Origin of the sequence: Pleionea litopenaei, from assembly GCF_031198435.1 — a bacterium.
In the GTDB taxonomy this organism is placed as follows: Bacteria; Pseudomonadota; Gammaproteobacteria; order Enterobacterales; family Kangiellaceae; genus Pleionea; species Pleionea litopenaei.
This window is the reverse complement of record NZ_CP133548.1, coordinates 2664647-2680757: the sequence shown is the minus strand read 5'-3', so window position 1 is coordinate 2680757 and position 16111 is coordinate 2664647. Positions and strand designations below refer to the sequence as shown.

At 41.9% G+C, this 16111-nt stretch carries 17 protein-coding genes; 15 read left to right on the top strand and 2 right to left on the bottom strand.

Features of this window, described 5'->3' with window-relative positions; genetic code table 11:
• Positions 1-162 precede the first annotated feature (162 nt).
• The 15 genes from Q9312_RS12065 (at position 163) to Q9312_RS11995 (ending at position 12908) form a co-directional block, all read left to right on the top strand.
• Complete coding sequence (locus tag Q9312_RS12065; protein WP_309201105.1) at positions 163-1131, top strand: hypothetical protein; 969 nt, start codon at positions 163-165, stop codon at positions 1129-1131.
• A complete protein-coding gene (locus Q9312_RS12060; RefSeq protein WP_309201104.1) occupies positions 1118-1714 on the top strand; it encodes a PilN domain-containing protein in 597 nt (198 codons plus the stop codon). The genes Q9312_RS12065 and Q9312_RS12060 overlap by 14 nt, the downstream gene beginning before the upstream one ends.
• Positions 1707-2384 carry a hypothetical protein gene (locus Q9312_RS12055; RefSeq protein WP_309201103.1) on the top strand — a complete coding sequence of 226 codons (678 nt, stop codon included), beginning with the start codon at positions 1707-1709 and terminating at the stop codon, positions 2382-2384. Before Q9312_RS12060 ends, Q9312_RS12055 begins: the two co-directional genes overlap by 8 nt.
• Positions 2359-2715: a hypothetical protein gene (locus Q9312_RS12050; protein WP_309201102.1), complete on the top strand. Its 357-nt coding sequence runs from the start codon at positions 2359-2361 to the stop codon at positions 2713-2715. Before Q9312_RS12055 ends, Q9312_RS12050 begins: the two co-directional genes overlap by 26 nt.
• An 8-nt stretch (positions 2716-2723) precedes the next feature.
• Positions 2724-4358, top strand: a complete 1635-nt coding sequence (mshL, locus tag Q9312_RS12045) for a pilus (MSHA type) biogenesis protein MshL (RefSeq protein ID WP_309201101.1) — start codon at positions 2724-2726, stop codon at positions 4356-4358.
• Between the two features lie 5 nt (positions 4359-4363).
• On the top strand, positions 4364-5266 hold the full coding sequence (locus Q9312_RS12040; protein ID WP_309201100.1) for an ExeA family protein: 903 nt from the start codon (positions 4364-4366) through the stop codon (positions 5264-5266).
• The gene (locus tag Q9312_RS12035; RefSeq protein WP_309201099.1) at positions 5263-6507 is read left to right on the top strand and encodes a tetratricopeptide repeat protein; all 1245 of its coding nucleotides are present in this window, start codon (positions 5263-5265) and stop codon (positions 6505-6507) included. The genes Q9312_RS12040 and Q9312_RS12035 overlap by 4 nt, the downstream gene beginning before the upstream one ends.
• A 4-nt stretch (positions 6508-6511) precedes the next feature.
• Positions 6512-8263, top strand: coding sequence for a GspE/PulE family protein (locus tag Q9312_RS12030; protein ID WP_309201098.1), 1752 nt, complete (start codon positions 6512-6514; stop codon positions 8261-8263).
• A gap of 2 nt (positions 8264-8265) precedes the next feature.
• Positions 8266-9492: a type II secretion system F family protein gene (locus Q9312_RS12025; protein ID WP_309201097.1), complete on the top strand. Its 1227-nt coding sequence runs from the start codon at positions 8266-8268 to the stop codon at positions 9490-9492.
• A gap of 1 nt (position 9493) precedes the next feature.
• The gene (locus Q9312_RS12020; protein ID WP_309201096.1) at positions 9494-10000 is read left to right on the top strand and encodes a hypothetical protein; all 507 of its coding nucleotides are present in this window, start codon (positions 9494-9496) and stop codon (positions 9998-10000) included.
• A 213-nt stretch (positions 10001-10213) separates the two neighbouring features.
• Positions 10214-10681, top strand: coding sequence for a pilus assembly FimT family protein (locus Q9312_RS12015; RefSeq protein ID WP_309201095.1), 468 nt, complete (start codon positions 10214-10216; stop codon positions 10679-10681).
• 56 nt (positions 10682-10737) lie between these two features.
• Entirely contained in the window at positions 10738-11154 is a 417-nt protein-coding gene (locus Q9312_RS12010) for a prepilin-type N-terminal cleavage/methylation domain-containing protein (RefSeq protein WP_309201094.1), read from the top strand.
• Positions 11148-11669 (top strand): type IV pilus modification PilV family protein, encoded by a 522-nt coding sequence (locus Q9312_RS12005; protein WP_309201093.1) that lies wholly within the window; start codon positions 11148-11150, stop codon positions 11667-11669. The genes Q9312_RS12010 and Q9312_RS12005 overlap by 7 nt, the downstream gene beginning before the upstream one ends.
• A complete protein-coding gene (locus Q9312_RS12000) occupies positions 11669-12490 on the top strand; it encodes a PilW family protein (protein WP_309201092.1) in 822 nt (273 codons plus the stop codon). The genes Q9312_RS12005 and Q9312_RS12000 overlap by 1 nt, the downstream gene beginning before the upstream one ends.
• Positions 12471-12908, top strand: a complete 438-nt coding sequence (locus tag Q9312_RS11995) for a PilX N-terminal domain-containing pilus assembly protein (RefSeq protein WP_309201091.1) — start codon at positions 12471-12473, stop codon at positions 12906-12908. Before Q9312_RS12000 ends, Q9312_RS11995 begins: the two co-directional genes overlap by 20 nt.
• A gap of 4 nt (positions 12909-12912) precedes the next feature.
• Here the strand turns inward: Q9312_RS11995 and Q9312_RS11990 are convergent, their stop codons facing one another.
• Together Q9312_RS11990 and Q9312_RS11985 are read right to left on the bottom strand one after the other, a co-directional pair.
• Complete coding sequence (locus Q9312_RS11990; RefSeq protein ID WP_309201090.1) at positions 12913-13275, bottom strand: hypothetical protein; 363 nt, start codon at positions 13273-13275, stop codon at positions 12913-12915.
• A gap of 303 nt (positions 13276-13578) precedes the next feature.
• Positions 13579-16098 (bottom strand): hypothetical protein, encoded by a 2520-nt coding sequence (locus Q9312_RS11985; protein ID WP_309201089.1) that lies wholly within the window; start codon positions 16096-16098, stop codon positions 13579-13581.
• Positions 16099-16111: the final 13 nt, after the last annotated feature.

Sequence of the window (16111 nt, the reverse complement as noted above, 5' to 3'; positions counted from 1 at the left end):
CTCTCCAGACTATAGTTCAGTTGAGCAAGGAAAGAAATGCTCTCGTTGTGGACGATAAAAGTGTATAAAGAGTAAAAATCGACTGAAATTTCAACAATTTGCTTTGAATTTCTCAAATATATATTAAAATGTGATGTAGTTCTCGAAAATTGCGGGTGTGTGGTGAGTTTGCTCAAAAATCTTCTTCAAAAATCCAAACAGAGCATTAGTTTAAAGCTGGATAACGGCCGATTAGACTATTGTCTATTTGAGCCAAGCATCTCTGCTCCAACAATCTCAGCTGCTGGGGTTGAGGAACTCTCTCAAGAAGCACTCGAAACGGAATTTAAACGCATTATTAATCAGGTCGATGGTAAAGGTCGTGATGCGCACTGGGTACTTCCGACATCGAGCTATCGTTTACTCACCATTGAAAAGCCAGCCGTGCCTGATGAAGAATTGCCACAAGCCATTCAGTGGCAAGTGAAAGATTTAATCGATACGTCGCTCGAACAAGCGGTGATCACCTCGTTTGACTACCCCGAGAGCCTAGCCGGTCCAAAGCGTTTGTTTGTTGTGGTCGCACGTCGCGACGAGGTCATGCAAATTATTGAACTGTCGAAAGAATCTGGCTTAGAGTTGAAAACCATCGGTATTGAAGAGCTTAGCTTAGGCCAGTTGTTAAGTGAGCAGTTATCCGATGGACAAAACTTGGCGTTTATTGCGGAGTCTTCCAGCGGCCTAACTATCAACTGTTTCTTAGGTCATGAATTTGTGTTCACCCGTTCATTGCCCAACGTTTACCTTCCGGATGATGACCCAGAGCTTTTTCTAGATTTGGATGACGCACAACCGAACGCTGCAACCGACAGTGATGACCAGTGGCTTCTCGAAGTGCAAAGAACGCTTGATTATTATGAAAGTCAAATTGCGAAGCGCTCAGTGACCAAAGTTGTGGTTCCGCAACTTGGCAAAAGTACTGAGACTATCGTCAGTTCATTGGAATCAAATTTAGGTTTGAAAGTTGAAGTGTTTACCTTTGCTGATTTGTGCTTACTGTCAGATGGGCTGAGTGAGCAAAAGTTGAGCAAACACCTGACGGTTTGCGGTGGTTGTTTAGGTAATACAGAGAGACCAAATGCAACAAGTTAATCTTTATTTAGACGAGTTTAAGCCGCGCAAAGAGTCGTTGACCTTTGAACAGTTTATTATTGCCTCGGTATCATTGTTGTTACTTTATAGTGCGCTTGGGTGGATGATGGCGTCTGATACTCAGTTGCTTAAAGATCAAGTTCGGCAAGAACGAGCCATGTTAGAGCCAATGAAAGCTCAGTTAAAAGAAATAGAAAGTTTAATGGCGAGTCGGCCTGATCAAGCTCGAATTGACCAACAGATTTCGCAACTTGAATACGATATTCAGAATAAAACAATGGCTTTGCAAACTTTTCAAAGCTCAGATATTTCTGCAAGTGATGGGTTCAGTCGGTTGTTCGTTGATTTAGCTAAAAATAATCAAAGAGAAATTTGGTTAACGCATATTTCAATTGAAAAGGATACGTTAACTTTATCTGGCCAAACCATTAAGCCAGAACTCATATCCGACTGGATCACGGTGATGGCGAAACACGCTACTCTAAATCGTGAATATCAATCCGTTGAAATTAAACAAAATGAAATCAATCAAAGAGTCTATGATTTCCAGCTTTCAGGTGGGGTAATCGTGCATCATGAGTGATACGAACTTATCTCCGATTAAAGCAAAGTATTTAGCCTTGCCAACTCGACATCGATTAATGGCCTTAGGGCTTTTTGCTGCGGTTAGCGTATTGGTCTTCGAACTTGCCTGGTACAGGGGAATTGAAGAACAGCAAAAAGAGTTGAAGCAGCAAATTTCGAAAATAAAGAAAGAGCGGCAAAATCTAGACAGTAGTATTCAGCAACGAAATTTAGAATTGCTTGGACACTCAAGGTCAACCCGAAGTGGTCGTGTTATTGCACTGCGTGAACAAGAACAGGTACTGGATCAAAATTTAGCCGAATACGCTCAACTTGTTTCTCCGCGTCAAATGCCAGAGTTATTAAGAAGTTTCTTTTTAAACAGTAAAAAATTGACGCTACAGTCGTTAACGAAGCTTCCGGTAAAATCAGCTTTTAGCCACAGAGTCAAAATACTGGATAAGTCGGAAGAAAAGGCCGCCAATGCATTGGAGTTTTATCGTCATGATTTTTCAGTGACATTATCGGGAGGTTACTTTGAACTGAGTGAGAGTTTACAAGCGCTTGAGAAGCTCAACTTAAAAATTTACTGGGACAGTATTGAATATCAAGTTGTCGACTATCCCAAAGCAGAAATCACCTTAATTGTGTATACCTATAGTTATGATAAAAATTGGATTGGCGCTTAGTTTTTTAATTTTATTTTGTTTCGACGTGATGGCTGCCGAGCAACAGCAGGATCCGACGCGTCCATTGATTAATGTGAATGCTTTCGTATCACCTGTGTCTGTGGCTAAACCAGCAGAAAAAAAACAGAGTAAAAATAATTTAATGGCAATCATAAAACAAGGTCGCCATCTTAAAGCAGTGATAGACCATAGAACGGTCAAAGTGGGTGACTTAATCAATGGTTATCGAGTTAATAAAATCGATGGAAATACTGTCACATTATCGCGATCAGGAAAAAATAAGATTTTAACGTTAGTTCCTTCGATTAAAAGTGTTGAATCACAAGGTTAAACGAGTCTATGAAATTACGAAACTGGATAACTCCTGCGGTCTTAATGTTGAGCTTAAGCAGCTGCTCAACGACAAGCACTAACTCAAATTCCAGCAAAGATAAATTTGTCGATCAAGCTTTTCAAGAAAAAGCTAAGCCAACCACGCCTGCTCCAGATCAATCTCAAATCCTCGAGTCACTGATGCCCAAAGTTACTTTGGGTGAAAGCAAAACGGTTGCGGCGAAACGATTTGATGTTAAAGCCGATAAGTTACCCTTGAATCTATTTCTAATGGGCTTAGTTGAAGATACTAACCTTAACATTTTGGTCGATCCTAATCTAACGGAACCAGTGACTCTGCAGTTATCAAATGTAACTATCGAAGAGGTGTTGGCGGTACTTGAGCGAACGCATGATATTGATGTTCAGCAACAAGGTAAAATCTATTACGTCGGTGGATCAAAATTACTAACGGCAGTCTACCCGCTCGATTATCTTAACTTGCAACGTCAAGGCACGTCACAAACCCAAGTAAGTTCAGGGCAAATTTATTCGAAAGGACAAAGCCAGCAAAACTCGGGCTCTAACTCTGGGTCGACTCAAGGTGGTCAAAATAATGTTGCTACGGTAAATTCTTCAAAGATAGAAACGGCTTCCGAAACTAACCTATGGGAAGAAGTTCAAAAAGCGCTAAACGCCATTGCTAGCCAAGATCAAGACAGTATGGTTATGGTTAGCCCACAAACCGGTATTGTTTTAGTTAAAGCTCGACCGATGGTGCAACGTCAAATTGCTGAGTATTTAGGTGTCGCTCAAGCAAATCTCGGCCGTCAGGTAATTCTCGAAGCTAAAATTCTTGAAGTCAGTTTAAACGATGATTTTCAGGCGGGTGTTGACTGGTCGCAAGTCAAAACCAATGGTGCCGGTAATATTATTGCACTGGGTCAACTCGGCCAAGTTTTAGATACAGCCGCAGAGGCGAATCCGATCAATGGTGTGTTTAACTTATTGTACGAAACGGATCCCAACGATCCAAACCCATTTAGCGCAACGGTACAATTGCTTGAGCAACAAGGTGACGTCAAAGTCTTATCCAGTCCGCGTATTTCTACGATTAACAACCAAAAAGCGGTTATTAAAGTGGGTACTGACGAGTTCTTTGTGACCGACATTAGTACAACGACGACATCGGGATTAAATTCAACAACGACACCTGACGTGACCTTGACGCCCTTCTTCTCTGGAATAGCGCTCGATGTCATGCCACAAATTAGTGCTAATGGTGAAATTATTTTACATGTACATCCTTCCGTTAGTGAGGTGAAAGACCAAACAAAACTGATTCAAATAGGCGATCAAGATTTATCACTTCCCTTGGCATTAAGTAGTATTCGTGAATCTGACTCGATTGTGAAATTGCGCAGCGGACAAGTCGTCGTGATTGGCGGTTTGATGCAAAATCAAGTTGTGAAAACAGACTCCGGTGTCCCTGTTCTTAGTAGCATTCCGGTCATTGGTAACCTTTTCAAACAGCAACGCGATAAAACAGTAAAGAGTGAATTAGTGCTATTGTTGAAAGCTACGGTGATTGATCAATCGCAATGGGAAGATGCTGTTAAAGAATCAAAGCAGCGCTTCGAACGATTTAATTCAGGTTCGTAACGATTATGTATCTGTATCATTTCGGATTACGAAAACTGCCGTTTTCGTTAACGCCAGATACAGAGCTATTTTGTTCACTTCCTAGTTACAAAGAAGCTTTAAACACCATTCATTTTGCGTTAACGACGGGCGAGGCATTTTGTTTAGTAAGCGGTGAAGTTGGCACAGGTAAAACCATGCTTAGCCGCTGGCTGATCAATAAAATTTCTGAACAGCGAATCATTGCATACCTTCCCAATCCGGTCTTGAATCCGAGAGAAATTAAGCTCGCGTTAGCTAGTGAGCTAAATATTCGGATAACCAAAAATTTAACCGATGACCAACTAGTACCGCGAATTCAGAAGCGTCTTATAGAGTTGAATAAGAAGCATGGACCGGTTGTTCTAATCATCGACGAAGCCCAAACAATGCCCGATGAAACGTTAGAAGCTCTCAGACTGTTTACTAATTTAGAAACGGAGACTAGCAAACTGCTTCAGATTGTTTTATTTGCACAACCGGAACTGATAGAAAAGCTTAACCAAAAGCATTTACGACAATTAAGGCAGCGAATAGCATTTCAATACCGGCTCAGCCGTTTTAATCGAATTGAAACTCAACAATACATAGAGCACCGAATAAATCGATCGACTTCGCAAAAAGGCCACTCTTTTTTTTCAAGTTCAGCCTACTCTGCAATATTTTATGCGAGCGGTGGAATTCCGCGATTAGTTAATATACTTGCTCATAAATCTTTAATGCTAGCGTTTGGAAAAGGCAGAAGAAAAGTCAGAATTAATGAGGTACTTGGTGCCATTAATGATACCCAGGATGCAAATAGCAACTTACGCTTTATTAAGCGCCTCTTTCTTGCCGGAGGGTTAGTTCTCTTTAGTAGCAGCGCACTCGCATATTGGATTTTATTATGAGTGTTGTAAACCAAATGCTCAATGATTTAGAGCAATCTAAACAAACCAATAAGCTCTTGCTTGATCAAGGTACGGTTGATTCAAATACAACGCGCTTCAAAAGATCGCCATTTGCATTGTTGTTGATGGTAATCATCTTAGTTGCTGTTACAGCTTTCGTGTACGCTCAAAACTGGAGGAGCCAAGCGAATCAATCTGGAGAGCAATCATTTGATAAGAATGCACAAGCTATAGGTATTTCAAATAGTGAAAGCACAGTTGGTCTAAGCGCAGTTAGTCAAAGCAGAGACAGTAAAATCACAAATAACCAAGTCGATAAAGGGCCAACCTTAAGCACTATTGATAAAGTTGAATCTGCAGAAAATACGACCGAAAGAGCAACAATAATTTCTGATGCATTAGTAACTAAGATCAATTCGAATGCATCTCGACTTTCTCAACCTCAGAATTTAGGTAGAGATAATAATGACCCAAGAAAAGAACAACACAAAGATGAACTAGCGATACAAACAATAGAGAACGAATCAAATCATGGCGCTGGATCCAGTCGAGAAGTCGAACCTCAAAAGGACGCTAATAAAGTTTCTCAAGAAAAGATAATTGCCGCAACTCGTGTACCAAGTAATGAGAAAGTGCAGCCGTTAAGCACTAACAATAAATCAGTTAAATCCGTATCGTCACAGCAGTATTTAGAAAACCAGTTAGTTGAAATTGATTCTCTTATTGGGCAAGGCTTTTTACAGCTGGCTAAGGAAAAACTATTAACGTTAATACCCAGTAATCAAAAAGAAGTGAGATTACTTGAGCGTTATGCTTTTGTTTTGTCAGAGTTGAATGAACAGGAAGAATTGGTCGAGTTTTTAGAGTCGAATATTTCGCAACAAGTAAATGTCTATCATTTTAAACTAATGCTTGCACGACAACATGCTAAAAACAAACGCTGGCAAACAGTGATTAGAATAACCGAAAACATCGACAGTAGTCATCATGATCTATTGCTGATGAGAGCGTTGGCGTTTCAACAGAGCAATAAGCACGACATGGCAATTGAAGAATATCGGAAACTTTTAGTGCAAGATTCAAATCGTGGCGATTGGTGGATAGGCTTAAGTATTTCGCTGGAAAATATGAGTCAGAATGAAGCGGCTAGACGGGCATTAGAGCGAGCACTTACAGATTCTCGTCTGTCAGACGTTCAAAAAAATTACATTCGCAATAAAATACATAACTTAGCAGGTTAACTCAATGCTACGGAAGAAAATTCGTTTAGGTGATTTACTAGTTGAAGGTTCGGTTATTACTGAGAGTCAGCTAATGGATGCACTTAAGCAGCAAAAGACAACAGGTCAACGGTTAGGTTCAACACTCGTTAACTTAGGGTATGTTGGAGAAGAACAACTGCTGCGGTTTTTAGCTCAGCAATTGGAAATTAAGTACATTGACTTACCCAATTTTAAGGTCAATCAAGATTCGGTTAAGCGTTTGAGCGAAATGCAAGCTCGGCGCTTTCGAACCCTAGTTTTAGACGAAAAGGAAAATTATTATTTAATTGCTATGGCCGATCCAACGGATCTTGATCGGTTTGACCAAGTTCAGCAAATACTCGGAAAGACGGTTGAAGTTACGGTTGCCAAAGAAGCCGATATTATTAGAAATATTGATCTCTTTTATCGTAAAACCAGTGAGATTAGTTCGCTTGCTGAAGAACTGCAAGATGAATTGGGAACCGAAGAGTTTGAGTTACCTGGTTTAGGCGATACTACAGAATCGGATGAAGCACCTGTCGCTAAACTGTTGCAAAGCGTATTTGAAGAAGCCGTTCAGTTACAAGCGTCGGATATTCATATTGAACCTGATCAAGATGTATTACGAATTCGCTTGCGAGTCGATGGAAGTCTACAAGAGCAGGTGATGAAAGAGAAACGAATCGCACCGGCCCTAGTACTTAGGTTAAAGCTTATGTGCGGGCTTGATATTTCAGAGAAACGCAAACCGCAAGATGGGCGCTTTAATATTAAAGTACGCGGACACAATGTTGACGTTCGACTTTCGACCATGCCCGTGCAATTTGGCGAGTCTGTGGTTATGCGACTGCTTGATCAAACCAGCGGAATTATAAAAATGGATGCCATGGGTATGGCGCCTAAATTGCTAAGCCAATTTAAACAATTGCTACGCTCACAGCATGGAATGATTTTAGTAACCGGCCCTACTGGCTCGGGTAAAACGACAACGCTCTATTCTGCGTTGTCTGAATTAAACTCTTCTGAAAGAAAAATTATTACGATTGAAGATCCGGTTGAATATTATCTGTCTCGAGTGAATCAGGTACAGGTGAACAATAAAATTGGATTGGATTTTGCTAAGGTACTGCGCGCTGTTTTGCGACAAGATCCCGATATTGTACTGATTGGAGAAATGCGCGATCAAGAGACTGCAGAGATTGGTTTACGCGCCGCTATGACGGGGCACCTTGTGTTGTCTACGTTGCACACCAATGACTCTATTTCGTCAGCTCTTCGTTTAGCGGACATGGGTGCTGAACCCTATTTAGTCGCAAGCGCTCTGCGCGGAATCGTCGCTCAAAGATTAGTAAAGAGAAATTGTGCTTACTGTTCGCAACCACATAAGTTAGATGCTCAAGATAAAAATTGGCTTGCGACGTTAGGTCATCATAAGTATCAAGAGCTCGAGTTTAAGAAAGGTAGTGGATGCTCTCAATGTAACAATACCGGTTATCGAGGACGAGTCGCTATCCACGAAATGTTGGTTCTTGATGATGCAATGCTCAGTGCTCTACGTCGACATAATATCGATGAATTTACTCAGCATGCTCAGAAATCAGAGTTCTATACACCACTACTCGACAGCGTACTTGCGCTTGCCGCTGAAGGTGCCACTTCTCTTGAAGAAGTCTATCGAATAGGTGAGACCGTAGAGCAAACGGATCTATTACCCAGCATCGATGAAGCGTCAACGGCTTCGGAGGCTGAATAACGATGGCTGTTTTCGAATATCGAGCTCGTAAAGAAAACGGCGATGCTGTTAGCGGAGCATTAGAAGCGGTCTCTAAAGAAGCCTTGGCTTCAAGGTTACAAGGCCAGGGGCTAGTTCCTGTTGAAATAAAAGAACAAGTAGAAAAAGCGCCAAGTCTTTTTGAAACCCTTGCCGATGTTTTTAAACCTCGTCATGTAAAAACATCTGAACTCGTTATGTTTTCTCGTCAGATGTACAGCTTAACGAAGGCCGGTGTTCCGTTAAATCGAAGTATCGTCGGCTTGATTGAAACTTCGCACAGTCCACCGCTGCGGGAAGCCTTGAAAGATATACTCGAGGGATTGACCTCGGGTAATGATTTGGCGAGTTGCTTTTCAAAGCACCCGAATATATTTAATTCCTTTTATGTCAGTCTTGTTCACGTCGGTGAAAATTCTGGGAATTTAGAAGAGGCATTTTTGCGACTTTCGAGTTATCTAGAGTTGGAAGAAGAAAATAGAAATCGTGTTAAATCAGCGATGCGATATCCAACGGTTGTATTTTCTATCTTGGTGTTAGCTTTTTTCGGGATCAATTGGTTTGTCATCCCTCAGCTATCGGCCCTATTTAGCAAATTGTCTTCTGAGCAATTGCCTTTGATAACTCGTATGCTCATTGGCACGTCTGATTTTTTCATCGATTATTGGTGGCTGGTGATCGGCGTAACAGCGACTATAGTTGTGAGCTTTTTAAATTACATTGAAACAGATATCGGCCGCCTTAAGTGGGACAAGCTAAAATTAAAAATGCCAATTTTTGGCAGTATTATTTATCGGTCCTTGTTGGCTCGTTTCGCGCGAGCCTTTGCAATGCTGTCTCGATCGGGAGTTTCGGTAACTCACGGACTCAATGTCGTCGCTATGGTAGTCGATAATAAATTTGTCGGTGGACATGTGTTAGACATGCGTTCAGCGGTTGAACGCGGAGAAAGCATTACTTCTGCAGCGTTTCGTACCAAAATGTTTTCATCGCTAACGATGCAAATGTTGCAGGTCGGCGAAGATACCGGACAGATTGATAACATGATGGAAGAGGTCGCCGATTTTTATGAACGAGAAGTTGACTACGATGTTAAGAAAATTGGTGACTACATTGAGCCTGTTATGATTATTATTGTTGGAGCTCTAGTTCTTTTATTGGCACTTGGCGTATTTTTACCCTTGTGGGAACTGGCGGCGACTGCGTTATAAAATGCTCAATCGTCGCTCGAGCCTCATCGGCTGGTTATTGGTTTTTATTTTATTTTCGATCATTGTGGTTGCGATTCGGCAGTTTCCTGATGTTGAAGAGTCGCGCAAACGACATTTGAAAATGTTATCGATGACAACGTCTGCGTTTCAGCAAACCGTCATCTACAGTCATTTAAAATACCACAGCGCCAAGCATAAAGGCGCTGCCTTGAATGTGTTGGATTTAGGTGCCGGAGAGTTAGACTTTAATCGCTTTGGTTTTCCAATTGGTGTTAACCATGATGCAATAACGCTTGGCTTAGATGTTACGCCTGTTGATTGTGAGTCAATTTGGTATTCAATGGTTGGGGCTATGTCGCCCATGTTAGCGCCTAATTCTAGCGGTATCTTTACGACGATAGCCGTGTCCGGCAACTGCGTTTTTCGATCTATCCAGTACCCTGATATGGCGATCGTTTATAACCCAGCGAGAGGGACTGTGCAGCTGAATGTCGAAGATCAGCGTTAATGCTAAAAAAAGCTTCAATTTGTGCGGATAACTTCCTGAAAATGAGGCATTTTATTGCATATTACTTTGCTAAATGAGACAATCTCTGCTAATTTTCTTAGGAAGATTGCGCCGGAAAGGACGACCACTCGCAACGCACGTATTTGATTGATGTGAACTCACAAAGCTCGTATCGGTTATTGAAGTTTAATTTTATTATTTTTGGAGGAATCCATGAAATCGGGTGCAAATGGTTTTACCCTTATTGAATTGATAGTTGTTATTACTATTATTGGTATTTTGGCTGCAGTTGCTGCTCCTAAGTTTGTTAATTTCTCGACTGATGCGCGTATTTCAGTGCTTGGCGGTGTTGAAGCTTCTGTACGAAGTGCATCGAGTTTAGTTTATGCAAAATCACTTATTCAAGGCCAAGAGTCGCAAAACCCTGGTTCTGTTGTTCTTGATGCAAATACCACGGTTGCAACGTCGTTCGGTTACCCAACCAATGCTGAAATTGGTAATACCTTAGACCTGACCGGTGATGTTAAAGAAGACAATACGACGCCAGGTATTTTCGGTATCGATTTGAATGACGATGGTGACGTAGCAAGCGACGGTTGCTACTTAACGTATGATGCGTCAGGTATCGCTCAAGCGGGTGATGTACCTTCAATTGTTGTAACCGATACCAGCGGTTGTTAATAATTGCTTCGTGATTGACGTGTGACATTAAGACATTGTTATTTCATATGATGATCATGCGAAAGCCGCCCGTAAAACAGGCGGCTTTTTCGTTAGTAGAGCTGTTAGTTGTTATTACAGTGATAGGCATTCTCATAGCGGTTGCCGCTCCGCGCTTTACTAATGAAGATACGATTGAGGCGAGAGCGTTGGCTAGTCAAATCATTGGCGAATTACGTTTCGCGCAACAGCTTGCAATGAACAACACAGAGAAACTAGCTTCTGTAACCATCAATAGTAATCAACTCAGTGTTGCTCAAGATGGCAGTGCGCTAAATAATTACCCGAAATCTCTTGGCAATGCGGTTACCGTCTCAGATATAGCATTGACATACAATTCCTTGGGCAGCACCACTGCAGGACAAATCGACTTTTCACCAAACCCAGGTTTTGCGGTTTGTGTTGAATCAACTGGGTACGCGCGGCTATGTTGAATGCAGTAAAATTTAAAGCCCAGCTAGGTTTTACATTGATAGAAATCATTGTGACTATTGCAGTATTGGCGGTAGCCTTTACTACTTTGGTTGTCGTCTTTAATCCTGCAGTGACGCAAGCCTCTTCACCTATCGTTGACCTGCGAGCCGCAGAAATCGGTCAAGCGTATTTAGAAGAAATATTAGGAAAACGGTTTGATGAGAACTCCATCAATGGATCGACACAACGATGTGGCGATGGAACAGCAGCGGCCTGCTCTACCTCGTTACAAAGTGATGGCGAAGCACGACCGAACTTTGATGATGTGGATGACTTTAACGGATTAACTGAATCGCCAGTGAATGCGTTGGGCAATGCGAAAACGGAATATGCTAATTATTCTGTGAGTATAACGGTTAGTTACGACGGTGCCAGTCTCGGTCTTGCAAATAATGAAGCCAAGCGAATTGATGTTGCCGTTCAACGAAGTAATGGCTCAATATTTAATTTTTCAGCGTATAAAACGAATTTCTGATGGCCAAACGCACCTTCTTAAAATTCTCGAAAGGGTTCACACTGGTCGAACTGATCGTTGTTATTACCATTGTTACGGTATTGGCTGTTTCTTTAACAACTATTTTTACTGATACGACAAAAGGTTACTTGCAAGCCGAGCAGCGCATCGATATGGCGAGTAATACTCGCGTGACGTTAGATAAACTATCGCGCCAAATTCGTGAAGCCATGCCCAATAGTATTCGCGTTAATGCTTCTCAAACCTGTGTCGAGTACGTACCGATAGTGGCGGCGACCCAATACACGAGTTTACCAACAACAGCCCCTTCTACATCACTCACTGTGGTAGAAGCAGATGCCGAGACTCGAGTTAGTGGGTTAGATGCCACCAGCAGTTATGTGATGGTTATTCCTCTTAATTCTTCAGAAGTTTATAACGTTAACTCAGGTCATTTCGCTCAAATTACCAGTTTTGCAAAATTAGGAAGTAATTTAACAGAGGTCAGTATAAGCAATACTCGTTTTAGCCGACAGTCACCCCAACGTCGCGTATTTTTTGTCACTCAACCGGCTAGCGTATGTCTTGTTGGCAGTGAGTTACATCTGTATGAAAACTATGGCTTTCAAGTTACTCAACCGGCTCCCACTGCTATGGGAACGCCGCAAATTTTGGCTGACAATCTATCGCTCGTCGATCGCAATGGTACGGCTATCCCGGTATTTACTTATGACGCAGGAACTCTTAGCCGTGGTGGAATTCTGCAGACTGTATTGATTGTCGCTGGACGTGATGAGTCAATTCGAGTGGAGCATGAAATTCATGTTAGAAACTTTCCATAACAGTCAGCGAATACTGAATAGACAAAGTTATAGTAAGCAAAGTGGTATGACTTTGGTGATGGCCTTGTTTATTATTATTGTGCTTGGTTTATTGGCTTCTTTTTTATATCAAATGACGCAAACGGCTAACTCAGCTACCGCGCAAGAAGTGCTTTCTATTCGTGCTTTTTACGCTGCCGAAAGCGGCGCTCAAGCGGCAGCTATGCAGGCTTTTCCTCTGACGGGAGGGGGCGCATGCAACAATCAAACGATTAATTTTAGTGCACCAGGTTTAATTAACTGCAGTAGCCAAGTAACCTGTAATAGTTATACAGCGGATGGCCTCGATTTTTATTCGGTTGTTAGTACAGGACGTTGCGGAAGCGGCGAAAACCAAACAAGCCGAACGATAGAAGTCTTATTAAAAACTCCAAATTAACCACTTACTTGGTCGTCGTTTTAGACGTTAAAGTGTTCAAAAAGTCGAGCGAATGTTGATACAAAGCTATTCGACTTTCAACATCATTGATTGTGTACATAACAAGATTAGAAAGTCGATGATCGTTTTTGAAGTTCACTGTGATCAATCGCCCATGTGCTAAATCAATATTTTCATTAATTAGAGGAACAATATAGTTATCTAATGCGTGTTGATAATTATCTTGTGCTTCGTTAATAAAGCGATATTGCCGCTGTAATCTAAGTATTTTTCGTCGTATCTCTCGATCTTGAATTAAACGAAACTCTCCGGATTCTTTCAACGATTGCAAAGTAAAATCTTGTGGAGTGAAATAGCGATAGTTCATTATGATGAATAGTTCAGATGGAAGATCTTCATCGCTAATGATGTTGGATTGAATTCGGCTAAATAAGGTTTCGGCTTTAGATTTGAGAGATTTATTAAACGCTATAACTTGTTCTAACTCTTTTATATCAGCATGCCAGTCGACATCGAATGACTCTATGTAATCTTTCTCAATATTTCTATCTTTTAGATTCTCAAGTTCATTCTCTAGCCATAGTGCAATCGTTACGCCGACAATAATAAGGACTAATTCACCAATGACTCGGCTAGAGAATTTTGAAAAGGAACCTTTTTTTATTCTAGTCTAGATATGCTCTAACTTAGTTTTCAAGTCGTTGATCATTTTCTTATCTTCGTCGGTTAACTCACTCTGCAAAACTCGACCACTTAACATAACGGCAAGCTCTTTGACTGACATTAATGCTAAGCGATCTTGTACTTGCATATCGACAAAAGAGCTCTGCAATTGCAGTTGGCGTTGTTTTTCTGCTTCATGAGCGCGAAGCTCCGATAGTTTCTCTTCTTTAATTTTCTCGGCTTCTTGCGCTTGTTTAAATGCAATGGCCTTTTTCTTCTCTTCTTGGGCTCTTAAACGTGACTCTTTCTGCTTAATAAGCTCGGCTTTCTCTTTTTGCAACTCTGCTTCGGCTTTTTCTTTCGCTAGTCGCTTGGCTTCAATCTTTTGTTCATTTTCTTTAATGGCTAATTTTTCGCGCTCGAGCTTCTTCAAGTCATTGAGCACATTGGTTAAATCTTTATACATTCTGAATACCTCTTTTCTAGCCTTTTCCAAGCCGAATTTTTGACAGAAATCTTCCGAATTAGCGATAAAACGCAGTTGATTTTGTAATTTCTGTAGCGCGATTCTATCGGGTGTCTTTCCCGTTTTAAATTGCATGGTTAATTGAAGGATTTTATGGTGAACCTCTTCAAACCACTTTAACTTACTCACGTCTTCAGGTTTAAGCGTAAAGTCAGAAAGTACTAGCCATATCTTGTCTAAAGTAAAATTCTCATCATTCATTTTCGATGAAAGATCTTCGATGGCGAGTTTTAGTTGTTCATTTTGACTATTGGTTTTCCACCACCAAGCAATCGCACCTTTTTTATCTTCTTTATAACATTGAATGAAGTAGCGTACTCCATTATCAACTTTGACCAAAAACTCTTTCAGTTTTTCACTAGCTGTTGGACCTTCAGCTTCTTCAGTATGACTTCGCTTTGCTGTTCTTTGAGTAGTATTAGAGTCGTCCAGTTGGGCTGGTTGCTCTGGTTGAACACTCGTCTCAAGTTTTACCGATTCTTTTGCTTCACTGGTTGCTTCTTTTGATACGGTAACACTTTGTGATGTCTGGTTGGATTCACCCGAAGCGTCTAATTCTTTCGTTTCATCCAGCTCATTAACGTCGCCAGGCTTTTCGCTCGACGAATCGATCGGATCGTTTTTAAGTTTCTCAGAGGTTTCATGTGTAGATTCCGGCTCAACATTGTCGGGTTCTACATTTGAAGGTTCTTCTTCGACCAAGGGTTGTTCTTCATGCGCTGAAGGCTCTTCTTTATGCGCTGCGGGCTCTTGTTCAGCTAAGGGTTGTTCTTGAGCTGAAGGCTCTTGCTCAGCTGAGGGGTGCTCTTCACTAGCTGAAGGTTGTTCTTGAAGCGCTGAGGGCTCTTCATCAGCTGAGGGTTGCTCTTCATGCGCTGAGGGCTCTTCTTCATCAGCTGAAAGCTGTTCTTCATCGGCTGAAGGTTGTTCTTGAAGCGCTGAAGGCTCTTGTTCAGCTAAGGGTTGTTCTTGATCGGCTGAAGTGTACTCTTCATTGGCTGAGGGATGTTCTTGATCGGCTGAGGATTGCTCTTCGTGTGCTGAAGGCTCTTCATGCGCTGAGGGCTCTTCTTGCTCAGCTGAGGGGTACTCTTTATGCGCTGAGGGCTCTTCTTGATCAGCTGAGGGCTCTTCTTGATCAGCTGAAGGCTCTTGCTCAGCTAAGGGTTGCTCTTCATCGGCTGAAGGCTCTTGCTCGGCTGAAGTGTACTCTTCATTGGCTGAGGGCTCTTCATCATCCGAGGGTTGCTCTTCATGCGCTGCGGGCACTTCTTCATGGGCTGAGAGTTGTTCTTGAGGCGCTGAGGGCTCTTCATCATCCGAGGGTTGCTCTTCATGCGCTGCGGGCACTTCTTCATGGGCTGAGAGTTGTTCTTGAGGCGCTGAGGGCTCTTCATCAGCTGAGGATTGCTCTTCATGCGCTGAGGGATGTTCTTGATCGGCTGAAGTGTACTCTTCATTGGCTGAAGGCTCTTCTTGATCAGCTGAAGGTTGTTCTTGAAGCGCTGATGGCTCTTCATGGGCTGATGGCTCTTCATGCTCAGCTGAAGGTTCTTCTTCATCTAACCTATCATGAACCTCAGAATCATCGATCTCATCTTCATTTAAGGTGTTTTGAGCCGCAGATACATCGATCTCAGATTCATCCTCTTCTGGTTTTTCGTCTTCGGCGGTTATATTACGAACCTGAGGGGCATTTTCTGCTGTTCCAGCAAGCTCGTCTTGTTGTTGGCTAGCTTCTGGTTCGAGCGCTTCTTCGTGACCTTCGACATTTAAAGAAGCAGACTTATTACGGTCGTCTTCTTCTGTCTCTTCAATATCGACAATCTCGCTGACTTCAGGCTCTTGACTGGTAGGTTGACTTAATTCTTCCGTGAGTGGTTCAACTTCTTTGGTTTGGCTAGGCAACGCACTCCTAATGCCAAGCTCAGTCGAGATCCGAGCTCGGGTTTTCTTTTGTCGCTTTTTTAACTTGCCTTTTCGCGGTTGTATTTTTTTCATATTCGCTCACAGA